The sequence below is a fragment of the Bradyrhizobium sp. USDA3516 genome (assembly GCF_057651995.1).
In genome coordinates, this window is the sequence record NZ_JBYGYN010000008.1 from 220,759 (window position 1) to 244,061 (window position 23,303).

General features: G+C 64.7%; 22 protein-coding genes and 1 pseudogene. 8 read left to right on the top strand and 15 right to left on the bottom strand.

Annotated elements, in window-relative coordinates:
* Positions 1-123: 123 nt before the first annotated feature.
* The 4 genes from AC24YW_RS24675 to AC24YW_RS24690 all read right to left on the bottom strand — a co-directional run bounded on the left by AC24YW_RS24675 (position 124) and on the right by AC24YW_RS24690 (position 3,824).
* Positions 124-930, bottom strand: coding sequence for an SDR family NAD(P)-dependent oxidoreductase (locus AC24YW_RS24675; RefSeq protein ID WP_487485151.1), 807 nt, complete (start codon positions 928-930; stop codon positions 124-126).
* A 22-nt stretch (positions 931-952) separates the two neighbouring features.
* Positions 953-2,245 carry a TRAP transporter large permease gene (locus AC24YW_RS24680; protein ID WP_275500581.1) on the bottom strand — a complete coding sequence of 431 codons (1,293 nt, stop codon included), beginning with the start codon at positions 2,243-2,245 and terminating at the stop codon, positions 953-955.
* Positions 2,236-2,787 carry a TRAP transporter small permease gene (locus AC24YW_RS24685; protein ID WP_487485152.1) on the bottom strand — a complete coding sequence of 184 codons (552 nt, stop codon included), beginning with the start codon at positions 2,785-2,787 and terminating at the stop codon, positions 2,236-2,238. The genes AC24YW_RS24680 and AC24YW_RS24685 overlap by 10 nt, the downstream gene beginning before the upstream one ends.
* A gap of 65 nt (positions 2,788-2,852) precedes the next feature.
* Positions 2,853-3,824 carry a TRAP transporter substrate-binding protein gene (locus AC24YW_RS24690; protein ID WP_487485153.1) on the bottom strand — a complete coding sequence of 324 codons (972 nt, stop codon included), beginning with the start codon at positions 3,822-3,824 and terminating at the stop codon, positions 2,853-2,855.
* A 300-nt stretch (positions 3,825-4,124) separates the two neighbouring features.
* Here AC24YW_RS24690 and AC24YW_RS24695 point away from each other — a divergent pair.
* Positions 4,125-4,253, top strand: a pseudogene (locus tag AC24YW_RS24695) (cyclase family protein); the annotation flags it as partial.
* Between the two features lie 10 nt (positions 4,254-4,263).
* Here the strand turns inward: AC24YW_RS24695 and AC24YW_RS24700 are convergent.
* The 3 genes from AC24YW_RS24700 to AC24YW_RS24710 all read right to left on the bottom strand — a co-directional run bounded on the left by AC24YW_RS24700 (position 4,264) and on the right by AC24YW_RS24710 (position 6,204).
* Positions 4,264-4,992 (bottom strand): Crp/Fnr family transcriptional regulator, encoded by a 729-nt coding sequence (locus AC24YW_RS24700; protein WP_275514340.1) that lies wholly within the window; start codon positions 4,990-4,992, stop codon positions 4,264-4,266.
* Between the two features lie 275 nt (positions 4,993-5,267).
* Entirely contained in the window at positions 5,268-5,393 is a 126-nt protein-coding gene (locus AC24YW_RS24705) for a hypothetical protein (protein ID WP_487485154.1), read from the bottom strand.
* 97 nt (positions 5,394-5,490) lie between these two features.
* Positions 5,491-6,204 (bottom strand): helix-turn-helix domain-containing protein, encoded by a 714-nt coding sequence (locus AC24YW_RS24710; RefSeq protein ID WP_487485155.1) that lies wholly within the window; start codon positions 6,202-6,204, stop codon positions 5,491-5,493.
* Positions 6,205-6,356: 152 nt separating this feature from the next.
* Here AC24YW_RS24710 and AC24YW_RS24715 point away from each other — a divergent pair, with 152 nt between their 5' ends.
* Positions 6,357-6,674, top strand: coding sequence for a c-type cytochrome (locus AC24YW_RS24715; RefSeq protein ID WP_487485156.1), 318 nt, complete (start codon positions 6,357-6,359; stop codon positions 6,672-6,674).
* Positions 6,675-6,680: 6 nt separating this feature from the next.
* Here AC24YW_RS24715 and AC24YW_RS24720 read toward each other — a convergent pair whose 3' ends face one another.
* Genes AC24YW_RS24720 through AC24YW_RS24730 form a run of 3 tightly spaced genes read right to left on the bottom strand, consistent with a single transcriptional unit; the run spans position 6,681 to position 9,694 of the window.
* On the bottom strand, positions 6,681-7,784 hold the full coding sequence (locus tag AC24YW_RS24720; RefSeq protein WP_487485157.1) for an ABC-type transport auxiliary lipoprotein family protein: 1,104 nt from the start codon (positions 7,782-7,784) through the stop codon (positions 6,681-6,683).
* Between the two features lie 3 nt (positions 7,785-7,787).
* Positions 7,788-8,555 (bottom strand): ABC transporter ATP-binding protein, encoded by a 768-nt coding sequence (locus AC24YW_RS24725; RefSeq protein ID WP_487485158.1) that lies wholly within the window; start codon positions 8,553-8,555, stop codon positions 7,788-7,790.
* A 2-nt stretch (positions 8,556-8,557) separates the two neighbouring features.
* Entirely contained in the window at positions 8,558-9,694 is a 1,137-nt protein-coding gene (locus AC24YW_RS24730; RefSeq protein ID WP_487485159.1) for an ABC transporter permease, read from the bottom strand.
* A gap of 175 nt (positions 9,695-9,869) precedes the next feature.
* Here AC24YW_RS24730 and AC24YW_RS24735 point away from each other — a divergent pair, with 175 nt between their 5' ends.
* Complete coding sequence (locus AC24YW_RS24735; protein WP_487485160.1) at positions 9,870-10,145, top strand: hypothetical protein; 276 nt, start codon at positions 9,870-9,872, stop codon at positions 10,143-10,145.
* Entirely contained in the window at positions 10,146-10,634 is a 489-nt protein-coding gene (locus AC24YW_RS24740; protein ID WP_487485161.1) for a phage holin family protein, read from the top strand.
* A 347-nt stretch (positions 10,635-10,981) separates the two neighbouring features.
* Here the strand turns inward: AC24YW_RS24740 and AC24YW_RS24745 are convergent, their stop codons facing one another.
* Both AC24YW_RS24745 and AC24YW_RS24750 read right to left on the bottom strand, forming a co-directional pair.
* Complete coding sequence (locus AC24YW_RS24745; protein WP_487485162.1) at positions 10,982-13,675, bottom strand: bifunctional acetate--CoA ligase family protein/GNAT family N-acetyltransferase; 2,694 nt, start codon at positions 13,673-13,675, stop codon at positions 10,982-10,984.
* Positions 13,676-13,739: 64 nt separating this feature from the next.
* Positions 13,740-14,573: a universal stress protein gene (locus tag AC24YW_RS24750; RefSeq protein WP_487485163.1), complete on the bottom strand. Its 834-nt coding sequence runs from the start codon at positions 14,571-14,573 to the stop codon at positions 13,740-13,742.
* Positions 14,574-14,742: 169 nt separating this feature from the next.
* Between AC24YW_RS24750 and AC24YW_RS24755 the strand changes: the two genes are divergently transcribed.
* Genes AC24YW_RS24755 through AC24YW_RS24765 form a run of 3 tightly spaced genes read left to right on the top strand, consistent with a single transcriptional unit; the run spans position 14,743 to position 18,274 of the window.
* A complete protein-coding gene (locus AC24YW_RS24755) occupies positions 14,743-15,726 on the top strand; it encodes a zinc-dependent alcohol dehydrogenase family protein (RefSeq protein WP_487485164.1) in 984 nt (327 codons plus the stop codon).
* A gap of 23 nt (positions 15,727-15,749) precedes the next feature.
* The gene (locus tag AC24YW_RS24760; protein WP_487485344.1) at positions 15,750-17,288 is read left to right on the top strand and encodes a bifunctional aminoglycoside phosphotransferase/ATP-binding protein; all 1,539 of its coding nucleotides are present in this window, start codon (positions 15,750-15,752) and stop codon (positions 17,286-17,288) included.
* Positions 17,288-18,274, top strand: coding sequence for a CHAD domain-containing protein (locus tag AC24YW_RS24765; RefSeq protein ID WP_487485165.1), 987 nt, complete (start codon positions 17,288-17,290; stop codon positions 18,272-18,274). The genes AC24YW_RS24760 and AC24YW_RS24765 overlap by 1 nt, the downstream gene beginning before the upstream one ends.
* Here the strand turns inward: AC24YW_RS24765 and AC24YW_RS24770 are convergent.
* Positions 18,271-20,124 (bottom strand): PHA/PHB synthase family protein, encoded by a 1,854-nt coding sequence (locus tag AC24YW_RS24770; RefSeq protein ID WP_487485166.1) that lies wholly within the window; start codon positions 20,122-20,124, stop codon positions 18,271-18,273. The two genes, AC24YW_RS24765 and AC24YW_RS24770, sit on opposite strands and share 4 nt — an antisense overlap.
* Positions 20,125-20,334: 210 nt before the next feature.
* Between AC24YW_RS24770 and AC24YW_RS24775 the strand changes: the two genes are divergently transcribed.
* Entirely contained in the window at positions 20,335-21,063 is a 729-nt protein-coding gene (locus tag AC24YW_RS24775; protein WP_487485167.1) for a CBS domain-containing protein, read from the top strand.
* A gap of 12 nt (positions 21,064-21,075) precedes the next feature.
* On the opposite strand, the gene AC24YW_RS24780 is transcribed toward AC24YW_RS24775, so the two are convergent.
* Together AC24YW_RS24780 and AC24YW_RS24785 are read right to left on the bottom strand one after the other, a co-directional pair.
* On the bottom strand, positions 21,076-21,540 hold the full coding sequence (locus AC24YW_RS24780) for a RidA family protein (protein ID WP_487485168.1): 465 nt from the start codon (positions 21,538-21,540) through the stop codon (positions 21,076-21,078).
* 15 nt (positions 21,541-21,555) lie between these two features.
* The gene (locus AC24YW_RS24785) at positions 21,556-23,244 is read right to left on the bottom strand and encodes a benzoate-CoA ligase family protein (RefSeq protein ID WP_487485169.1); all 1,689 of its coding nucleotides are present in this window, start codon (positions 23,242-23,244) and stop codon (positions 21,556-21,558) included.
* Between the last annotated feature and the right edge of the window lie 59 nt (positions 23,245-23,303).

Below are 23,303 nucleotides of genomic sequence, written 5' to 3' on the forward strand. Positions count from 1 at the left end.
CATTTATCCGGCAAGCGCCATGCGATTTGCTCAAGCCGCGCGCGCCGGAGCTTCCTGCTGCGGTTGCGAAGGAGGCGGGCCAGTGAACCGCGCGACGTAGCGCAACCCGAGCTACGCCTTGCGCTACTTGTGCAACTGGGTAAGACCGGTCGGCGGGCCGTCGACTGCGGTCCAGCCGCCGTCGACGAACAGCGTGCTGCCGCTGACATAGCTCGCGGCATCCGAGGCGAGATAGGCGACGGCGGTCGCGACCTCGTCGGCGCTGCTCCAGCGGTTGAACACGGTGTGCCCGGCGTAGAGATTGTAGATGTCGGGGCGCTGCTTGAACGGCCCCGTCAGCGCGGTCTCGGCGATGCTCGGGGCGATCGCATTGACGCGCACGCCGGCGTGCCCGACCTCGGAGGCAAAGCCCTTCACCAGGAGACCGATCGCCGCCTTGGTCGAGCCGTAAACGCCGAGGCCCGGCTCGATCGTCACCGCGCGGACCGAGGAGCAGGCGATGATGCTGCCGCCCTTCTGCGCCACCATGATGCGGCCGAAGGCCTGGAAGAAAAAGACCGTGCCCTTGACGTTGAGGTTGAGGACGCGATCGAGATCCTCCTCGGTGTAGTCGAGGATGGTCTTGCGGATGTTGAGCCCGGGCGTCGTCACGGCGATGTCGAGCCGCGGAAACTTCTGCATCACGGTTTGGGCCAGCGCGTTGACGTCCGCGGCGCTTGCGGCGTCGCAGCCAGCTGCTTCCGCCCAGCCGCCCTTGTCGCGAATGCCGGCGGCGGTGGCCTCCGCGGCATCGCGCGCGCGATCGGCGCAGACGACACGGGCGCCCAGATCCGCAAGCGCTTCGGCCGACGATTTGCCGATGCCGGATGCGGCGCCGAGAACGAGCGCGGTCTTGCCGGTGAGATCGAAGAGCTTGCGATAGTCCGTCACTGACGATGTCTCCCTGGTGCCGCTAGCCCTTGTAGCCCATCAGGAGGCGCGGCAGCCACAGCGAGAATGCAGGGACGTAGGTCACGAACATCAGTGCTGCGATGAGCGCAGCATAGAACGGCAGGATGGTGCGCATCACCGCACCGACCGAGATGCCGCCGATGGCGCAGCCGACGAACTGCGTCGTTCCGACCGGCGGCGTGTTGAGCCCGAGGGCGCAATTGATCAGCATCAACATGCCGAACTGCACCGGGTCCATTCCCGCCTTCATCGCGATCGGCAGGAAGATCGGGGTGCAGATCAGGATCGTTGCCGCCATGTCCATGAACGTGCCGAGCACGAACAGGATGATGTTGATGAGCAGGAAGATCACCCAGGGCTGCGTCGACAACTTGTTCATCATCGCGCCGGCGAGATCCGCCACCTCGTAAAGTCCCATCAGGTACTGGAACATGGTGGAGACGCCGATCAGCAGCAGCACCACCCCGGTCGTCTTCACCGCCTTGGCGGCGGCGCGCAGGAAGTTGCCCCAGGTCATGGTGCGATAGATGAAGAACGTCAGCAGGATCGAGTACGTGACGGCGATGGCCGCCGATTCGGTTGCCGTGAAGACGCCGGACAGGATGCCGGCCAGGATGATGCCGACGATCAGAAGCCCCGGCAGCGCGGCCGCCAGCGAGCGGACCACCTCGGCCCAGCCCGGGAACTTGCCGGCGGGATAGCCGCGCTTCACCGCGACCGCGTAGGCGGCAACCAGCATGCAGACCATCAGCACCAGCGCCGGCAGGAGGCCGGCCGCGATCAGCGCGCCGATCGAGACCTTGCCGCCGGCCGCCAGCGCATAGATGATCATGTTGTGGCTGGTCGGCATCAAGGCACCCACGAGCGAGGCGTGGGTGGTGACGTTGACGGCGTAGTCGGTATCGTATCCCTCCTTCTTCATCATCGGGATCATCACCGCGCCCATCGCCGACACGTCGGCCACGGGCGAGCCCGAGACGCCGCCGAACAGCGTGCAGGCGACCACGTTCGACATGCCGAGACCGCCGCGGATGTGCCCGACGAGGTTCTTGGCGAGCTGCACGATCTTGTCGGCGACACCGCCATGCAGCATCAGCTCCCCGCTGAAGACGAAGAACGGAATGGCGAGGAAGGAGAAGATGTTCATCCCCGACATCATCTGCTGGAAGATGACGGCGACGGGCAGGCCTTCGTAGAGAATGGTGCAGATGGCCGACAGGCCGATCGCGAAGGCAACGGGGACGCCGAGGATCAGAAAGCCGAAGAAGGTGGCGCCGAGGATGATCAGTTCCATGAGGGGACGACCTCTTCGCCGCGCAGCAGAGCAATGATGTGCTCGATGGAAAACGAAACGATCAGGATGCCGGAGGCGAACAGCGGCACGTAGCGGATCACCTCCGGCAGGCCGAGATTGGGAATCTTCACGGTGCCGACCGAGGCGCCGAGGATCCAGCCGTTATAGGCCATGGCAAGGCCGAACACGCCGACCAGAACGTGGATCACGATCTCGATCTTCTCCCGCGCATGATCGGGGAGCATGACCAGCAGGCTGTCCATGCCGATGTGCCCGGCATCGCGGACGCCGACGGCGGCCCCGATCAGCGTGACGTAGAGGATCAGGACCAGCGCCAAATTCTCCGTCCAGGTCGGGCTGGAGTTGAGCACGTAACGTCCGAACACCTGGTAGAAGACGATGGCGACGATGACGAGCAGGCCGGTGACCGAAAGGTACATGCCAAGGCGCGCGATGGGGGCATTGACCCGCGACAGCAAGCCGGTGGACGGGCGTGTTGCTACGGCCCCCTGCTCGTGACTTGCGACGTGTGGGTCTGTCATCCCGCGCCTCCTTAAGGGATCCGGTGCCGCCTTGCGGCGACCCCGGACCCCATCCCCGAATTGTCTTACTTCGTGTCCTGGATGCGCTTGACGAGGCTTTGCAGCTTCTCGTTCCCGGCGAACTTCTGGTAGACCGGCTTCATCGCATCGACGAACTCCGCCTTGTTGCCGATCGTGACCACCTGAACGCCAGCGGCCTCGACGGTCTTGCGGGCGGCCTGCTCGCGCGCGTCCCAAAGCTTGCGCATGACGGGCACCGATTCCTTGGCGGCCTTGCGGACCATCGCCTGGTCCTCCTTGCTCAGCGTGTCCCACACCTTTTTCGAGATCACGAGAACTTCGGGCGCGAGGGAGTGCTCGGTGATGTTGTAGAACTTCGCGGCCTCGAAGTGCCGGGAGGATTCGTAGGACGGCCAGTTGTTCTCGGCAGCGTCGACGAGGCCGGTCTTCAGCGCGGTGTAGACCTCGCCATAGGGCATCGGCGTCGGATTGGCCCCGAGGCTCTGGATCATGCCGACCCACAGGTCGGATTGCTGGACGCGGATCTTCAGGCCCTTCAGATCGGCCAGCGATTTGACCGGTCCCTTGACGGTATAGACCGAGCGCGCGCCGCTGTCGTAATAGGCAAGGCCGACCAGGCCCGCGGGCTCCATGGCCGCCAGGATCTCATCGCCGATCGGCCCGTCGAGGACGGTGCGCATGTGCTGCGTGTCCCGGAAAACGAAGGGCAGGCACAAGGCGATGGTCTCGGGCACGAAATTGTTCAGCGGCGATGCGTTGATCCGCATCATGTCGAGCGCGCCGATCTTGAGTTGCTCGATCGTGTCCTTCTCCGAGCCGAGGGCGCCGTTCGGAAACACCTTCACGCCAAGCTTGCCGCCGCTCGCCGACGCGAGCTGCTGGCCCATGAACTTGACCGCTTCGACGGTCGGATAATCGGCCGGGTGAACGTCGGCGGAGCGGAAATCGCGTGCGGTGGCCAGGGGCGCTGAGACCGCCAGTGCAACGGCTGTGATGATACCGGTGAGCGTCTTCATTTGGGCTTTCCTCCTGGGTTGATTGGATTGATTATATCGTTGTCGGCCCGGCTGCAGGCCGCCTTGGGTCGCTCCGCTTCAGGTGTGAAGTCAAGCGCCAATGTCGTCCCTAGGGCGGGCGGCATTCTCTGTCCAAGCCAAATCCGGCATCGATCGATGCAAGACTTGCATCGATCGATTTCTGACGCAATTCGCCCTATGGTGGGTATGGCGGCCTGGCTCGACGTCGCTGGCCCGTGACTTGACGCCTCCAATCGAGGCCCCTCAAGATGTCACGAACACCGGACTGCCTCGAGGAATTGCTATCTCGAGAAGGCGCACAATCTCGACCAGCTGCCTTCGGCCGGTTTCACGATCTCGTGCTTCCCGGTGAAGGTCGAGCGCGCCTCCGCAGGCTGGACCCGCGCGGTCGCCATCATCGAGAGCTAGGCCAGAGGCGTCACTCGCCGCCGAGGCCACTCTCGGCGAGCTCGCGCAGCGCGTCGGTATCGAGAACGACGATGGCGCCGTGCTCGAGGCGGACCCAGTTGCGGCCGGCCCAGGCGCGCAATTGCTTGTTGATGCTCTCGCGCGTCATCCCGACCATCTCGCTGATTTCCTGCTGCGTGATGGCGAGCGTGCCGCTGCCGGAATCCAGCTTGCGCTCTTCGGTGAGACCGAGCAGCGCGCTGGCAAGCCGGCCCGGCAGATTCTGCAGGATCACCTGCTCGACCTGCTGACTGGTCCAGCGCAGACGCGCACACAGCAGCTCGATGAACTTCATCGCCAGCGCCGGCTGGCTCTTTACGAACGGCAGGAAGTCCCGGCGATCGATAACGTAGAGCTCGCAATTGGTATTGGCGGTCGCATCCGCCGACCTGGGCGCGCCGTCGAGCACGGCGATCTCGCCGAAGATTTCTCCCGGGCCAATGAGATTGAGGATTGCGTTCCGGCCATCAGGCGATGAGGAGGAGATCTTGACTGTCCCCGCGATCACCGCGAACAGACTGTTGCCGGGATCGCCCTTGGCGGCGATCGTCGCACCGCGCTTGACGGTGGTGTGCTTGGCGTAGCGGCAGAGCTGATCGAGCGCTTCCGGCTCCAGATCCGCGAAGATCGGGTGCTTGCGCAGGACCGATAGTTTGTTGCCCGCCTGCTGTCGGGGATCGCCGGTCTTGTCCTGAGGCACGCCGGGGCTCCTAAGACTACGAGGCACAGAGTTCCTGCGTAGTCAACGTTACCAGGCATTTCAACCGGAAAGCACGCGTGCGATTCGAGGCAAATGCCACGAAAAGGCCGTAACGTCGGAAGTCAGCAGCCGAAAGCTGCGGCGATGCGTCCTCTTCGACGCAGAGTTGCGGATTACGCAAACCGCGATTGCGTCGAGACGCTGCCGAGAGCCCGCGACCGCCTGGACGAATATCGGCCTGATGCGCCGGACTCGGACCCAGACCTGAGGAAGCCTCAGTGCCTGGAATCCGGATCGAGCCGGCCCGCGCTGGCTTGCCGGTCAGCCCAGGCCAGAACTGCGGCGAACACGACAAAGATCGCGACGACGATAACGGACACCAGCAACGCGTCAGCAGGCATCATCCCCTCCCGGATTTGTCTCCGGCAGTATTTTGCGGAGCATGGCCGGCGTCATTGATCGGGATCAAATTTTGCCGAAGACGCCATGGAGGGGAGGTCAGGCTGCGGCCATGGCCTCGACGCGGGCCGGATCGAGCAGGCTGATGCCGCCGTGAATGATCTCGATCACGCCGAGACGCTCCAGCTTGGTGAAGGTGCGGCTGACGGTCTCGATGGTCAGGCCGAGATAATCGGCAATGTCCTGACGGCTCATCGGAAGCGCGACCATGTCGGACGGCCCCTTGAGCGCGACCAGCCGCTCACGCCAGCCGAGCAGAAAGGTCGCGACCTTCTCGTCGGCCGAGCGGCGGCCGAGCAGGACCATATGGTCGCGCGCCTGGCTCAACTCGCGAATGGCCAGCTCGTTGATGCGCCTGAGCAATTGCGGCCGGTCTTCGATGAAACGGCCGAAAGGCCCTTTTGGGAATTGGCACACGTTCACCACGCCGATCGCATCGGCCGAAAAATTGTGCCGGCCTGACAGATTCATCCCCAGGAAATCACCGGGCAAGGCGAAGCCGACGATCTGCCGCCGGCCGTCGGGCAGCAGCTTGTACAGCCGCATCACGCCTTCGAGGACGTTGTAGAACGAGGTCGTGATGTCTTCCTCGGAAAACACGGTCTCGCCCGAATCGAAATGGACGCGACGGCCGAGATGCTCGAACTCCCTGAGTTCGGCCGCATTTAGCGATGAGCAGACCGCCGCTCCGCGCACCGCACAATCGTCGCAAAAATGCCCGGTCGGCTCACTCGTGACCGCGAAAGGCTTCATCCGCCGCTCCCCGCGCCAGCCGCTCCCGACGTCAGGCCGAGTCCACCGCGCGGCTGCATTTTACTGCACCGTGCCGCAGCCGATTGACCCAGATCAAATTTGGCCGGCATCCCCCTCTTATTCTGCGTCCACGGTTCGATGGGGATGATTCCATGCTGCAAAGCGCACTGCGTCACGGCCTGATTGGGCTGCTACTGATCACGCCTGCGCTAGCGGCCCCGACCGCCGAACAACGCGGCAAGGCTTTCGCCCGAGCCAATTGCGCACGCTGTCACGCGATTGGCCGCGCCTCCAAGAGCCCGCTGGAGATCGCGCCTCCGCTACGCACCCTGCATCGGCGCTATCCGATCGACAGCCTTGGCGAGGCGCTGGCCGAGGGGATCTCCACCGGACATGCCGACATGCCGGCCTTCGCGCTCAGCCCGGACCAGATCCACGACCTGCTGTCCTATCTGAAGACGCTGGAATAGTCGGCCTTACACCGCCTGCACGGTCCATCCGATCAACTCCTTCGCGATGCGCGCGAAGGCGGCATCGAAGGCGGCGACCGAAGCGGCCGGTTCGACCTTGTCGAGCTTTTCGTTGGCCTCGATGAGCCGCGATGCGATCACCTTGCCGTTCTTGTCGACGATCCGCGCCGACAGTGCAATCTCGGCCCTGGTCTCCCCATCCGTCGCGATCCGGAAGTGCCGGATATCGATCAGGAGCTGGTAATCCACCTGCCCGATATCCGTCGTGCGCAGCGGGGCGTGGGCGATGTCGTAATTCTCGAAACTGTCGATCAGGCGCGCCTGCACCAGTTTCGGAATGCTGTCAGCCCAGAGGAAGTCCGCAAAGCCCGGCCTGTCCCCGCTCGGCGCGAACAGCATGCGCTGGGTCTGCAACATTGCCACCGCCGTCGGCTCGGGAATGGCCAGTGAGGCGGATAGCGTCTTGCCGGCCGGCCCGAGATTCTGCGGCGTGCGCAGGTCGTAGGTAACCTTCTGCACGGGCGCGCCGCCGCCGGTCATCTTCTCGAGGCCTGCCAGGATGCCGTCGATCTTGCCGGTGTTGCGCGCGAGCCCGTCGGAGAAGGTCTTGAAATTGGCCATGGTGTCCTTCAGCGGGCCGGAATTGTCCTGAAGCACCGTGTCGACCCGCCGCAGCGCATCGCGCGCCGCCTGCGTCATGCTCTGGCCGGCGCCGGCCTCCGCGATCAAGGTCGGCAGTTCGCCGGATTTGGCGACGATCACGCCCCCCTCCAACGTCACCACGGGAACGCCGGTCAGGCCTTGGAATTCGAGCCCGACCTTGGTGTCGGCACGCACCGGCGTCGCGGTGGCAACCGAAATCGTGGCATTGACGAAGCGCGGGTTATCAGGCGCGAGCCCGAGCTGGGTGACCTCTCCGACCCGAATGCCGTTGAACAGCACGCCGGCGCCGACCAGCAGGCCAGGCACCGGCCCCTGGAACTGCACGTGGTAGCTGGTGCGCGGCCCGAGGCCGCCGGTGTTGTTCAGCCAATAGACGAAGCCGAACACCGCGACGATCGCGGCCAGCACGAAACTGCCGATCAGCACATAGGGAGCGCGGGTTTCCATTTCTCATCTCATCTCGTGTTGCAGCATCTGCGAGCGCTTGCCGTGGAAATAAGCGCGCACCCAGGGATGCTCGGATTGCAGCAATTCGCGCATCGGGCCGATCGCCACGATCTTGCCGTCGGCGAGCGCGGCGACGCGATCGCAGACCGTGGTCAGGCTCGCAAGGTCATGGGTCACCATGAACACGGTGAGTTGCAGGGTCTTTTGCAGCGTCTTGATCAGCGCGTCGAACTCGCCGGCGGCGATCGGGTCGAGGCCCGAGGTCGGCTCGTCCAGAAACAGGATCGGCGGATCGAGTGCGAGCGCGCGCGCCAGCGCCACGCGCTTGGTCATGCCGCCGGACAGCTCCGCCGGATATTTGTCGGCGTCCTCGGCGCGCAGACCGACCATTTCGAGCTTGGCGATCGCGATCTCGTCCATCAGCTCCTGCGACAGGACGAGATTCTCGCGCAAGGGAAACTGGACGTTCTGGCGCACCGTCAACGAGGAGAACAGCGCGCCCTGCTGGAACAGGATGCCCCAGGCCATCGCCGCGCCGCGGCCGTGGCCGCCGGCGGGTTGTCCCATGACCTCGATGCTCCCGCTCCGGCGCGGGATGAGGCCGATGATGGTCCTCATCAAGACCGACTTGCCGCCGCCGGAGGCGCCCACCAGTCCGAGAATCTCGCCGCGGCGGACGTCGAGCGACAGATGGTCGAGCACGGTCTGGCGGCCGAAACCGACCACGAGATCGCGGACGCGGATCGCGAACTGATCTTGCGATTCTTCCATCGTCACATTCCGATCGAGGCAAAGAAGATCGCGAACAGGCCGTCGAGCACGATCACCAGGAAGATCGATTTCACCACCGAGGTCGTGGTCTGCCGCCCCAGCGACTCCGCGCTGCCCTTGACGCGCAATCCCTCGCTGCAGGCCACGATCCCGATCACCAGCGCCATGAACGGCGCCTTCAGGATCCCGACCTCGAAATGCGCGACGGAGATGGCCTCGTGCAGCCGCGCGATGTAGATCGCCGGCCCCATGTCGCCATAGAACTGCGCGACGAGCCCGCCGCCATAGAGCGCGGCGATCGATCCGATGAAGGTGAGGATGGGCAGCGCAATGACCAGGGCCGTAACGCGCGGCAGGATCAGGACGTCGACCGGATCGAGCCCCATGGTCGAGAGCGCGTCGATCTCCTCGCGCATCTTCATCGAGCCGAGCTCGGCGGTGTAGGCGCTCCCCGACCGTCCCGCGACCATGATGGCGACGATCAGCACGCCGAGCTCGCGCAGCACCAGGATGCCGACCATGTCGACCGTGTATGATTCCGCGCCGAATCTGCGGAAATGGAAGAAGCCCTGCTGCGCGATGATGGCACCGATCAGGAAGGTGATCAGCGTGACGATGGGGATCGCCTGCCATCCGATGCGGTAGAGCTGATACACCAAGGAGGTCAGGCGCAGCGAACGTGGCCGGCGCAGCACGCCGACGACGGCCATGAACAAGGCGCCGAGCATCTGGAGGAAGATCGCGATGTCTTCCCGCGCGCCGACTGCGGACTTGCCGAGCTCGCCCAGCCGCGCCAGAACGGGATTGGGCGCAGGGCTTGGAGGCGGTGTGTGGCGGTTGACCTGGCGCACCTCGTCCAGCAGTCCGGTGAAATGATCGGCGACGCCGACGAACTCGGCTGGCCTACCCGACGAGGCAGCCCTGCGCGAGAGCTTCTCCAGGACCCAGGCGCCGAGCGTATCGAGCGCGCTGACGCCCGACATGTCCAGGGTAACGGCGCGCGAGCGATCGACATCGGCCCCGACCGAGCGCGACAAGGTCTCGAGCGTCACCACGTTTGCGGCGGTCCATGGCCCCTCAGGGCGCAATTTCAGCACGGCGTCGGACGGCGTTGCGTGCAGCAGCGGCTCGTGGTTCACGCTTTCCACCTCATCGGGACAATCGGTCCCTTTCAGCGGCATTTCTAGACCGGCATGCGGCGGCCGGATTGACCTGTCTCAAGACCCCCGAACACCTCCGCCTCTTGACGCAAATCAAGCGCCGTCGCGCGGGCAGGCCTTAGGCTCGCGCGGATGCAACGAGGACACCAAATCCATGTTCGACAGTGACAGGATGAGCGAGGAATTGCGCGGGCTGAAGGTCGACGTCACGCGCCTGTTGAGCACCGCCGGCGAGGAAATGTTCGAGAGCTCGAAAGCTCGCACCGAAGCGCTGGCCGATCAGATCAGGGCCGCACTCGCCGAACTCGGCGAGACCGTCGAACGGGAGGGGGAGCAGCTCCAGGGCCTCGTTGCGGAGCGTCCGATCACCTCGCTCGCCTCCGCCTTCGCGCTGGGCGTGGTTGTCGGCTTCATGCTGAGGAGACACTAGGTGAATACCGAGAATGTCGTCAAACATCTGCGCGTGCTGTGGCGCACCGACAGGATCATCGCCGACATCAGGCTGCGCCATTTGCTGATCGGCCTCGGGCTGCGCGCCTTCGCGGCGCTGATCGCCGCGTTCGGGCTGCTGATGCTGGAGCTGTCGGCCTATTTCGCGCTGGTGCAGATCTGGAGCGCGATTGCCGCGGCTGCCATCCTCGGCACCGTCAACTTCGTCATCGCGGCCGCTCTTTTCCTGATCGCCGGCCGCGCGCCGTCGGGCCGTGACATCGAGCTCGCCAGCGAAATTCATGACACGTCCATCGAAGCCCTCCAGCTCGAGGCGCGTGCGCTCCAGGCCCAGGTGTCAGGCGCGGTGCATCATCCGCTCAGCGCGATCGTGCCGGTGCTGCTGCCGCTGATCGCGGTCATCATCAAGAATCTGCGGGCGACGGCCAGGCCGTCCGATGACGCCAATTCGGACGAGGCGCGCCCCTGAAGGAACGGCTCCGGTTTGGATCCGTATGCCGCGGCGGCTTGTTCTACTTCCCGCAAGCGGCAGAGCGATCGCATAGGGAGCGATTTCGCCTGTGGCCATCCTTCGAGACTCCCGTCGTCATGAGGATCGAAGGCGCTACGCCAGACGCTCCCAGCAAAAACGCGAAAACAACCCCATGCACAGTAGACCGCCCCTGTCAGAACAAGGACTTGCGGGACGGATGAAGCAAATTTTCTGATTTTGAGAAAAAATCCTGGTGCGTCGGGCAAAACAGTGGCATACTGGCATCATCGCAACAGTCACGAGCGTCACGGTTGTACGCCTGATTCAGCGCGCAGCTCCGGACGTCAGAGCTTCAGCCTGACGTCGCAGATTTCAGGCTCGGCCGGGTCCGGCTTAACCTCGAAGCCGAGCTGCCGGCACATGTCGAGCATGACGGTGTTCTCCTGCAGCACGTCGCCCGATATGGTCTTCAATCCTTCCGACCGCGCGTAGTCGATGATCAGCTGCATCAGGGCCCAGCCGAGCCCCCTGCCCTTGAGGTCGGACCGCAGCAGGATCGCGTATTCACCGGTCTCGTAGATCGAGTCGGAATGGAGCCGGACCACGCCGACCATTTCGCCGCTGGCCTCCTCGAATGCGATGAAGGCCATTGCTCGCGCATAGTCGAGCTGGGTCAGGCGTGCAATGAATTCGTGGGTGAACTCCTTCATCGGGGCGAAGAAGCGCAGGCGAAGGTCGTGTGCCGTGACGTGACGCAGGAATTCGTGGATGGTCGGCTCGTCCTCGGGGCGCATCGGCCGCACGAAGATGCGCCAGTCGTCCTTGAGCTCGAGGCGCCGCTCCCATTGCGATGGATAGGCGCGGACGGCGAAATTGGCGGGGCCGGAGCCGGTGAACTTCCGCTGCGGTGGCCCGACCGCGACGCGAGCATCCACCGCGGTTACGCCGGTTTCGTCCGCCAGCAGCGGATTGATGTCGAACTCGCGGATCTCGGGAATGTCGGCCGCCATCTGCGCCAGCTTGACCAGCACCATGGCGACGGCGTCCTGCTTGACCGCCGGCACGTCGCGATAGGCCTTCAGCAGCCGCGACACCCGCGTGCGGTCGATCAGATCGCGGGCCAGTTGCAGGTCGAGCGGCGGCAGCGCCAGCGCCTTGTCGTTGATGATCTCCACTGCCGTGCCGCCGCGACCGAAAACCACCACAATGCCGAAGGTCGGATCGTCGGCAAGACCCAGGATCAGCTCGCGCGCCTTTGCCTTGACGACCATGGCCTGGACGATGACGCCGCCGATGCGAGCCTCGGGCCGCAGCTTCTTCGCACGTGCCATAATGCCCGTGGCCGCGCCTCGGACTGCTTCGGGCGTGGTCAGATTGAGCACGACGCCGCCGACGTCGGATTTGTGGGTGATGTCCCGCGACATGATCTTCAGCACGACGGTGCCGCCTTGCGCGAAGATGTCCTTTGCATAGGTTACCGCCTGCTCGACATCGGCTGCCGCATAGGTCGGCACCATCGCGATGTCGTAAGCTTCGAGCAGATGCTTGATCTCGACCGGCTCGAGCCATTGACGGCCGTCCGCGATCGCGGCTGTGACGATCTCTCTGGCCCCCCTGGCATCCGGAACGAACGTATCGGGCATTGCGGGAGGCACCTGGCTCAGCTCCTCCACCACTTCGCGGTGCCGGACCAGATGCATGAAGCCGCGCACGGCATCGTCCTCGGTCGGATAGTTCGGCACGCCGGCACTGGAGAGCGCCTGGATGATCTGTTGATCGGCGCCGACCCAGGCGGCCAGCACGGGCTTGGCCCATCGGCTGTGCTCCTTCCGATATTTACCGATGAGCTCTGTAACGGCGGTTGTGATCTCGGCGGCCGATGCGATCGCGGTCTGCACGTTGAGCACGAGGACCGCGTCGTTGTCCTTGTCGGCCAGCAGCACCTCCAGCGCCGCGGCGTAGCGCGAGGCATCGGCGTCGCCCACGATGTCGACGGGGTTTGCACCCGACCAGGTCGGCGGCAGCGCCGCATCAAGCTTGTTGCGCGCCTCGGTCGAGATCGTCGCCGGAATACCTCCGAGCTCGACCAGTCGATCGACGGCGAGGACGCCGATGCCGCCGCCATTGGTCAGGATGGCGAGACGCTTGCCCGTCGGCGATTCGACCCGGCCGAGCGTCTCGGCACAATCGAACAACTCGCGCAGATCGGACACCCGCAGCACACCCGCGCGGCGGAACGCCGCGTCATAGACGGCGTCGGCACCGGCGAGCGCCCCGGTGTGCGTGGCGGCGGCCTTCGCACCCTGCGCCATGCGGCCGGACTTCACCACGACGACGGGCTTCACCCGCGCGGCTGCGCGCGCCGCAGACATGAACTTGCGCGCGTCCTTGATCGCCTCGATGTAGAGCAGGATCGCGCGGGTCTTGTGATCCATCGCGAAATGGTCGAGCAGATCGGCAATGTCGACGTCGATCTGATCGCCAATCGAGACGATGCCGGAGAAGCCTACGCCGCGCTGCGCGGCCCAATCCACCATGCCGGCGGCAATGGCACCCGATTGCGAGATCAGCGCGAGATTGCCGGCCCCCGGCATGTGCGCGGCGAAACTGGCATTCAGGCTGACGCCCGGCATCATGATGCCGAGACAGTTCGGCCCGATCAGCCGCATGCCGTGCTTGCGGGCAGCAGCGCGGGTCGCCTCGTGCAGCGATCCCGGTCCCTGGCCGAGCCCGGCCGAGACGATCAGCGCACCCGCCGACCCGCGGCGGCCGGCCTGCTCAATAATGCCTGGAATCTCGCCCGCGGGCGCGGTGACGACGACGAGCTCGGGCACGAAGTCCAGCCTGTCCAGGCTCTTCGCCGCCGCGAGGCCGCCGATCTCGGCGTGGCGCGGATTGACGAGGCCAAACCGCCCCTTGAATCCGGCCTTGCGAATGTTCTCCAGGACCGCACGTCCAACGGACGCCGGACGCGCGCTCGCGCCGACGAGCGCGACCGAGCGCGGCGACAGCAGGTTGTTCAGACGATAAGTCGACATGAAGGAAAATGCGCCCGCGTCGGCCGCGGTTCCGATGATTGAGGATCAGGCTGGAAGAAGACGCCTAGTACGAGATCATAACCCAGCATGGTGGCTGGCCAATGACGGTCTTTGTGACACCGCCCCAGACGATCTCGTTCAGGCGCGAATGATGGTAAGCACCCATCACGATCGCATCGATGCCGTGGGAATTCGCCCAGCTTGCCAAGACCTTGCCGATCGAGTTGCCGCTCCCCTTCGTGGTTTCAAACGAAGCAGAGACGCCGTGTTCCCGCAAATGGTCGACGAGTGCCGTACCGGATTGAACGACGGCGTCCGTCTTGTCCTCCGTCACCGTCAGCACACGGACCGAGGCGGCAGCCTGAAGAATAGGCAGCGCGTCGCCGACGGCGCGAGCGGCCCGTGCGGAATGATCCCAGGCGATCACGACATTCTCGAACTCCGGCCGGAGCTCGTCGGCGCGACGTTCGGGACAGAGCAGAAGCGGCCGTCCGGATCCGAACAACAATGCCTCCACGATGGCCTCCGTTCGACTGTCGTGGGGCTTCACGGGAACCAGTGTGAGGTCGCTGAAGCGGGCATGCTCGGCCAGGATCGCTCCGATCTGATCCGCAGGCACCTTGCCCGACCGGCTCTGGACGCGGATGTTGGCGCGGCAAGCCGCATCGGTGAAGACATTCAGCAGCTGCTGCATGTCGCTGGCCTCGAGGCTGGCCTGCGCGAATTCGCGATCGTCAGGCAGCAGCACCTTCGGTCGCTCGAAGACATCTTCCTCGAGCGCGAGCGCGGTGATCCTGGCACCGAGATCGGCGGCGACAGCAACGCATTTCTCGATCGCAACCAGGGCCGGCCCACGCGGCTGGCCGACAAGGGGCAGAAAGACATCCTTGATGGGCATCAAAATCTCCTGAGCCGCCATGATAGGCCGGCTGTCGTCGAGACCCTTGATCCGCGTCAAGACCGCAGGAAATCAACCCGGGAAGCAGGCGTTGACTGACGTCAAGGACTGGTCACTCGGTCGTTCTATGGATAGTTCAGTCGGAGCGGTTCGCGCCCCGGAGACAGACATGCGTGCGATGGTGTTGCCGGCCCCACGAGCGCGACTCCAGATGGAGGAGCGGCCCGACCCGATGCCGGGCGAGGGTCAGATCCGGGTGAAGATCAGCGCCTGCGGTGTATGCCGGACCGATCTTCATCTCGTCGACGCCGAGCTGGGTGGCATCCGCTATCCGATCGTGCCTGGCCACGAGATCGTCGGTCGGGTCGACCTCATCGGTGCGAATGTGACGACACATGCGCCTGGTGACCGGGTCGGCATCCCCTGGCTCGGCTTCACCTGCGGAAGATGCCGCTTCTGCCGCGAGGGCATGGAAAACCTCTGTGACGCACCGCAGTTCACCGGCTACACGCGCGACGGCGGCTACGCGACCCACACCCTCGCCGATGCACGTTACGCCTTTCCGCTCGGCGAGACCGGCAGCGACGTGGCGATTGCGCCCCTGCTGTGCGCGGGGCTGATCGGCTGGCGCTCGCTGGTCCTGGCCGGGCCCGCCGAGCGGCTCGGCCTCTATGGCTTTGGCGCGGCCGGCCACATCATCGCGCAAGTCGCGGCTTGGCAGGGACGCTCCGTCCATGCATTCACGCGGGCCGGCGATGCCGCGGCACAAGACCTTGCACGCCGTCTCGGCGCTGTCTGGGCGGGGTCATCGGACCAGATGCCCGACGAGCCGCTCGACGCCGCGATCATCTATGCTCCAGCCGGCGAGCTGGTCCCGGCTGCGTTGCGCGCCGTGCGCAAAGGCGGCCGCGTCGTCTGCGCCGGCATCCACATGAGCGACATTCCGAGCTTTCCGTATGATCTGCTGTGGCAGGAGCGGCAGCTGGTCTCGGTCGCCAATCTGACCCGGCAGGATGGCCTCGATTTTCTCAAGGTCGCGCCGCAAGCCGGCGTGCGCACCGAGACGACGGCGTTTCCGCTCGATCGGGCCAACGAGGTCCTGACCATGCTACGCCATGGCCAGATCCTCGGCGCGGCCGTGCTGACGCCCTGATGGTGCTTGCCATGTCCGCTTCGATGAAGGATGACACGGCGGCTCAGGAGCGCATCTTTCGGATGCTGACCGACCATCCCGGCGTGATGCGCATCGACACGCATGCTGCCTCGGTGTTCCTGGACGCAAAGCGCGCGCTGAAGATCAAGCGCGCCGTCCGGTTTCCCTTTCTCGACTATTCGACGCTCGAAAAGCGCAAGGCGGCCTGCGAGGAGGAGATCCGGATCAACCGGCCCCTGGCGCCGCAGATCTATCGTGGCGTGGTTGCGATCACGGAAGAGCCGGATGGATCGGTGAAGGTCGAGGGCGCCGGCCGGCCGATCGAATATGCGGTCGACATGTCGCGCTTCGACGAGAGCAGGACGCTGGATCATCTGGCCGAGGCGGGCCCGTTGGACGCGAAGCTTGCCTCGGCCGCCGCCGACGCCATCGCGGCTTCGCACGCGGCGGCGACACGCGCCGACGGAAAAGAGTGGATCTCCTCCATCCCGGGCCTGATCGACGGCAACAGCAATGGTCTGCAGGCCGGCGGCCATTTCAGCGCAGACGCGATCGAGCAACTCGGCAAGGCCTCTCACGCGGCCTGTCTGCGTATTCGTCCCCTGCTCGCAGAGCGCGGCCGCCGGGGCTTCGTGCGCCGCTGCCACGGCGATCTGCATCTGGCAAACATCGTCATGATCGATGATCGGCCCGTGCTGTTCGATGCGATCGAGTTCGACGTGCAGATGGCGACGGTCGACGTGCTCTACGACCTCGCATTCACGCTGATGGACCTGTTGCAGCACCACCAGCCGGGCGCGGCAAACATGGTGCTGAACCGCTATCTCGCCGCGACGCCGACCGACAATCTCGGCGCGCTCTCGACCCTGCCGCTGTTCATGTCCATCCGGGCGGCGATCCGCGCCCAGGTGGCGCTGGCGCGACTGAAGCCGCCGCACTCCGATGATCCCGGCATTGTCGACCAGGCGCGGCGTTATTTCGACCTCGCCGGGATGCTGATCCGTCCTCCTGCTCCACGTCTGATTGCGGTGGGCGGACTGTCCGGCACCGGAAAGACCGCCCTGGCGCACGCGCTCGCACCGGTCGTGGGACCGGAGCCGGGCGCCGTCGTGCTGCGCAGCGATCTCGTCCGCAAGCAGATGTTCGCGGTCGAGGACACCCACCGGCTGCCGCCTTCGGCCTATACGCCGGAGGTCACGGCCCGCGTCTACGACACGCTGGTGCAGCAGGCCCGGAGGGTGCTGGCGCAGGGTCATTCGGCGATCGTCGACGGCGTATTCGCGCGCGAGGACGAACGCGACACGATCGTGGCGCTGGCGCGCGAGTGCAACGTGCCGTTGAATGGGCTGTTCCTGGTCGCGGACCTTGCAAGCCGGCAAGCGCGCATCGGCAGCCGCCGAGGCGACGCTTCAGACGCCACGCCGGAGGTTGCCGCGCTGCAAGAGCACTATAATATCGGCCATGTCGGCTGGGCGACCATCGATGCATCCGGGACACAAGAGCAGACCCTTCAGAGCTGCCGGAACGCCATCGCTGAGGGGCAAACAAGGCAATCGGATTGATGCGGGCAAGAAAGTCGCGACCCACCACGCGCTCGACAGCGACCACGGACGCCAAGCCGGCGCCGCGGCGCAATGCCCTGCCCGCCCGCCTCAGCCCCGGCATGGCCTGCGACACGGCCTTCCGCATCATCGCCCGCCGTCACCTCGACGCGGTGATCGCTCAGCACGACGGCACCTGCCGCGGCGATCCGGATGCGCTGCACCAGATCCGGATCGCACTGACGCATCTTCGGACTGCCATCCGTTTCTTCTCGCCGATGGTCGACGATACCGTGCGACCGGAAGTCTGGGCCGAACTGAAATGGCTGAACGGTCAGCTCGGCATGGTGCGGGACCTCGACGTGGCCATCGAGCGGGTCGTCGCAGAGAGCGGCGAGGAGCTCGCCGTTGTCGCGGAGCTTCAGCGCTGGGACGAGAAGCGCGCGGAGAGCCATCGGCTGCTGGCGCGTGCGCTGCAATCCGCGCGATATCGCCGCCTGGTCGAGCAGACCTCAACGTGGATCGAAAGCGGCCCCTGGTCGACCCGCCGCAGCAAGGAAGCGATCCGGTTGCGCCGCCGCACCCTCGCCGACCATGCGACGGAGCGGCTGACCGAGTGGGAGACGACGCTGCTCAAGAAGGCCCGTAAGCTGAAGAAACTCGATGTCGAGAAACGACACAAGCTGCGGCTCCTCAACAAGCGGATGACCTACTCGGTCGAGTCGCTTGCGGATCTGTTCGCCGATGGGGCGGCGACGAAACAGAAGTCCATCCTCAAGCAATTGCGCAAGGCACAACGCTCGCTCGGTCAATTGAACGACGATGCGCGCGGACAGACCCTGGCGGCGTCGTTGAATGGCGCCGGAATCGATGCCAGCCGTCGCTTTCTCAACCGCAAGCGCGAGAAAAAGTTGTTGCGGAAGGCGTCGACGGCCTACGGCAAATTGGACAAGGCCAAACCGTTCCGCTCCTCGGATCTCACGCCGAGTTCGGAGCCGGAGGGTTAGGTGTGGACATAGTCCCCCGGCGCATCGGGCAGGCCAAGGGCGCCGACAAGGCCGATCTGCGGCGGATCGCAGGGCGTCCCGGAGCGTGCTGCCAGCCAATTGGTCCATTCCGGCCACCACGAGCCTTCAATGCGCGGGGCCAGCTTCAGCCATTCATCGGCACCGACATAGGGCGCATCGGCAGCCTTGGTTAGCACCTGATAGAAGTGGCCCTCCTCCTGCGGAGGCGCCACGACGCCGGCATTGTGACCGCCGCTGGTCAACAGGAACGTCACGTCGGCATCGACCTGATAATGGATCTTGTAGACCGATCGCCAGGGCGCCACGTGATCTGCGAGCGTGCCGACCACGAACATCGGGGTGTGAATGTCCGATAGCGAGACGCTTTTGCCTTCGACGTGATAGCGGCCTTCGGCGAGATCGTCGTTCAGGAACAGCTTGCGCAGATACTCCGAGTGCATCCGATAAGGCAGCCGCGTGGCATCGGCATTCCAGGCCATCAGGTCGCTTGGCGGCGCGCCCTCGCCCATCAGATAGTCATGCGACAATCGCGACCAGATCAGTTCGTTGGAGCGCAGCAGCTGGAAGGCGCCGGCCATCTGGGTCGTATCGAGATAGCCCCGCTGCCACATCATGTCTTCGAGAAATGCCACCTGGCTCTCGTTGATGAAGAGCGTCAACTCGCCCGCCTCGGTAAAGTCGGTCTGGGCTGCCAGGAGCGTAACAGTGCCGAACCGGTTATCACCGTCGCGCTCCATCGCGGAGGCAGCGATCGACAGCAATGTGCCGCCCAGACAATAGCCGAGGGCATGAATCTTCCGACCCGGCACGATAAGGCCGATCATGTCCAGCGCCGCCATGACGCCAAGCTTGCGATAGTCGTCGAAAGCGAGATCCCGGTCCCTGGCATCCGGGTTGCGCCAGGAGATGGCGAACACCGTGAAGCCTTGCCCCGTCAGATATTTCACGAGCGAATTATGAGGCGACAGGTCGAGAATATAGTACTTCATGATCCAGGCCGGCACGATCAGGATCGGTTCGGGTCGCACCTGCGCTGTGGTCGGGTAATACTGGATCAATTCGATCAGCTCGTTGCGGTAGACGACCTTGCCCGGCGAAACCGCCACCGTCTTGCCGACCACAAACTGCCCATCGTCCGTCAACTTCGAGCCGGAGAGCAGGCGCATCAGGTCGCTGCACCAGTTTTGCCAGCCAAAGACGAAATTCTCCCCGCCGCTCTGGAACGCCTTCTCCAGCACTTTCGGGTTGGTCGCCGCGAAATTCGACGGCGCCAGCATGTCCAATATCTGGCGCATCGAGAATTCGACGATGGCCTCGTTTGCGGGCGATGCGCCGCGCACTCCGGTCGCAGCATCACGCCACCAGTGCTCGACGAGCAGAAATGCCTGCGCCAGCAGATTGAATGGTGGGGTTTCCCATTGCGGTCCGCTGAAGCGGCGGTCCCGCTGCTGCGGCGCGATCACAGCCCACGGCTTTTGGCCCGGTGACGTCGCGTGCGCGGCAGCCTCGAGGAGCCGACCGGTGTCGCGAATGACGTTGCGGGAAATCTCCATCTGCCGCTGGGGAGCCGCGGCGAGATGCGAACCCCAATCGAGCCAGGCGAGCGACAAGGCAAGCGGCGATATCCCGCCGGTGAAGCGCGCCAGCATCGCGTGAAGGGCGCGGTCAAAGGGATATGGCTCCGATCCAGACTGAGGAGCCGCGGCGACCGGCGTATGTTCGAGCTTTTCCGGGCGCACCGCCGGGATTTCGGGACGAGCGACGGAATCGGCGGGGAGAACCTGCACTGCGGACTCTTCGGCCCGTGGAAGTATCTGCACAACGCTCATAGCTCATTTTCCTGCGGGCTCGATTCTGCGCCGGCACAGGATATGGCGAGGCTCCAAATCCATCTTGAGCTGCATCAAACGCGGAGCCGTGTCACAATTGCTCAATCAGAACGAACATTGTTCGCCCGATTGACCTGCGTCAAACCGCACCTTGGTACCCGCGTTAGGTTTCGAGCATCGAAAATTCCAAAAAGCCAGCGGAGTTTGTCCATGCGCGCCCACCAGATCATGACCCGGTCGGTCATCTCGGTCACCCCCGACACCAGCATCGTCGAGGCGGCCAACATCATGCTGAAGCGACATGTGAGCGGTCTCACGGTGGTCGACGCTACCGGCAAGCTGGTGGGCGTGGTGTCGGAAGGAGATTTCATCCGCCGCAGCGAGATCGGCACCGGGCGCAAGCGCGGGCGCTGGCTGCGGTTCATCCTCGGTCCGGGAAAATCCGCCAGCGACTTCGTCCATGAGCACGGCCGCAAGGTCTCGGAAGTCATGACCGACTCGCCCGTGACCATCACCGAGGATACGGCGCTTGCGGAGATCGTCGATCTCATGGAGCGCAACAACGTCAAGCGGCTGCCGGTTGTGCGCGGCGACAAGGTCGTCGGGATTGTGTCCCGCGCCAACCTGTTACAGGCCGTGGCCGGGCTCGCCCGCGAAGTGCCGGATCCCACCGCCGACGACGACCACATTCGCAGCCGCATCATCGACACCATGGAGAAGAACGACTGGTGCCCGTTCGGGCTGAACGTCATCGTGCGCGACGGTATCGTTCATCTCAGCGGCGTCATCACCGAAGAGCGCGCACGGCAGGCCGCGATCGTCGCCGCGGAAAACGTCGAGGGCGTGAAGAAGGTGCACGACCATCTCTGCTGGGTCGACACCCTGTCCGGCGTCTATCTCAACTCGCCCGAAGACGACGAGCTCGCCAAAGCGAGCTGATCGCGGCGGAGTTCAGCTCGGAATGACGGCGGTGGCTTCGATCTCGACGCGCGCCGCCTTCTCGACGAGGCGGACGACCTGAACCAGGGCCATCGCTGGATAGTGCGTTCCGAAGACGTCGCGGTAGATCTTGCCGAGCTCCTTCAGATTGGCCAGGTACTCGTCCATGTCGACGACGTACCAGGTCAGGCGCACGAGGTGCTCGGGCCGGGCACCGGCCTCGGCCAGGATCGCGGCGATGTTATCGAGGGTCTGGCGCACCTGCGCGACGAAGCCGTCCGCGAGACGCTCCTCGGCGTCCCAGCCGATCACCCCGCCGGTGACGACGATGCGTCCTTCGGCAGCCATGCCGTTGGCATAGCCTTTCGGCAGCGGCCAGCCTGACGGCTGCAGGATCTGCGCCTTGCTGCGCGCTCCATCCTCGGCTGCGGTCGGCAGCACCGCGAGTTGCGTGCTTTTCGGCGTCGTCACAGACAATTCTCTATCCTTCTCTCATTCCGCGGCGACGCCTGAGGACGTCACTGCCTGCGCCAGCTGCCGCAGGGCAAAGCGCTTCAGCTTGCCGGTTTCGGTCTTCGGCAATTGCGTCACGAACTCGATGGCGCGCGGATATTTGTAGGGCGCGATCTCACGTTTGACATGCTCCTGCAACTCGGCCACCAGCTGAGCGTCGGGCGTCACGCCGGGTGCGGCGATGACATAGGCCTTCACGATCATGCCGCGCGCCTCGTCCGGGGCACCGACCACACCGCACTCGGCGACCGCCGGATGCGTGAGCAGCGCCGCTTCGACGTCAGTTCCTGCGATGTTGTAGCCGGCCGACACGATCATGTCGTCGGAGCGCGACTGGTACCAGAAATAGCCGTCGCCATCCATCAAATAGGTGTCGCCGGTGATGTTCCAGCCGTTCTGGACGTATTTCCGCTGCCGCTCGTCGGCCAGATAGCGGCAGCCGGTCGGCCCGCGCACGGCGAGACGGCCCATCGTTCCGGGCGGCACGTCGCGGCCTTCATCATCGAGGATTTTGGCTTCATAGCCCGGCACGGGCTTGCCGGTCGCGCCGGGACGGATCTCGTCCTCGGTCGCGCTGATGAAGATGTGCAGCATCTCGGTCGAGCCGATGCCGTCCATCAGCTTGATCCCGGTCGCCTTGAGCCAGGCATCGAATGTCGGCTTGGGAAGGGTCTCGCCCGCGGAGACGCATTTGCGGAGCGAAGAGATGTCGCGGCCTGCGAGCTTGCCGAGCATGGCGCGGTACGCGGTCGGCGCCGTGAAGCAGACCGTGGTCTTGTACTGCTCGATCGCATTCAGAATGTCGTCCGGCGTCGTCTTCTCCAGCACGACGAAGGAGGCGCCGATATGCATCGGAAACAGCACGCCGCCGAAGCCGAAGGTGAAGGCGAGCGGCGCCGAGCCGATGAAGCGATCATTTTGCTCGGCGCGCAGAATGTTGCGCGCGTAGCCGTCACAGACCGCGAGCATGTCGCGATGGAAATGCATGGTGCCCTTGGGATCGCCGGTCGTGCCCGAGGTAAACGCGATCAGGCAGATGTCGTCGGCGGCGGTATCGACCGCCTCGAAGTCCGGACTGGCATCGGCGATCAGCGCCTCCAGCGAATCCGCCGCGCCATTGCCCCAATAGACGACCCGATCGAGACCGGGCGCCGCAGCTTTCGCCTTCTCCATCTCCTCGGCGAGCTTTCCGTCACACAACGCCAGCGTGATCTCCGCCTTCTGGATCGGATAGGACAGCTCCTTGGCGCGCAGCAGCGGCATCGTCGCCACGCAAATCCCGCCGGCCTTGATCACCGCGAGATAGGTCGCAACCATCATCGGATTGTTGGCCGAGCGCAGCAGCACACGCCCTCCGGTGACGAGACCGAGCTTGCCAACCAGCACATTGGCGATGCGGTTCACCAGCGCCTGCAGCTCGCGATAGGTATAGCTGACGCCCGGGCTGACGACGCAAGGCGCATCGCCATGGCCCCGCTCGACCCAGCGATCGAGGAAATAGCTGACGCAGTTCAGTCGCGGCGGATAGTGCAGCTCCGGCCGCGTGAAGATGAATTCGGGCCAGAGCTCGCGCGGCGGCAGATGTTGCCGCGCGAACGTATCGACATGGGCCGTCGCGGCATTGCCGTCAGACGAGCCCGACACTTGAATCTTGGCGGCGTTGGCCATCGCACGCTCCTTTCAGCATGGATTGCACCCGGCAGCACGATCTGGAAAACATTTTATGC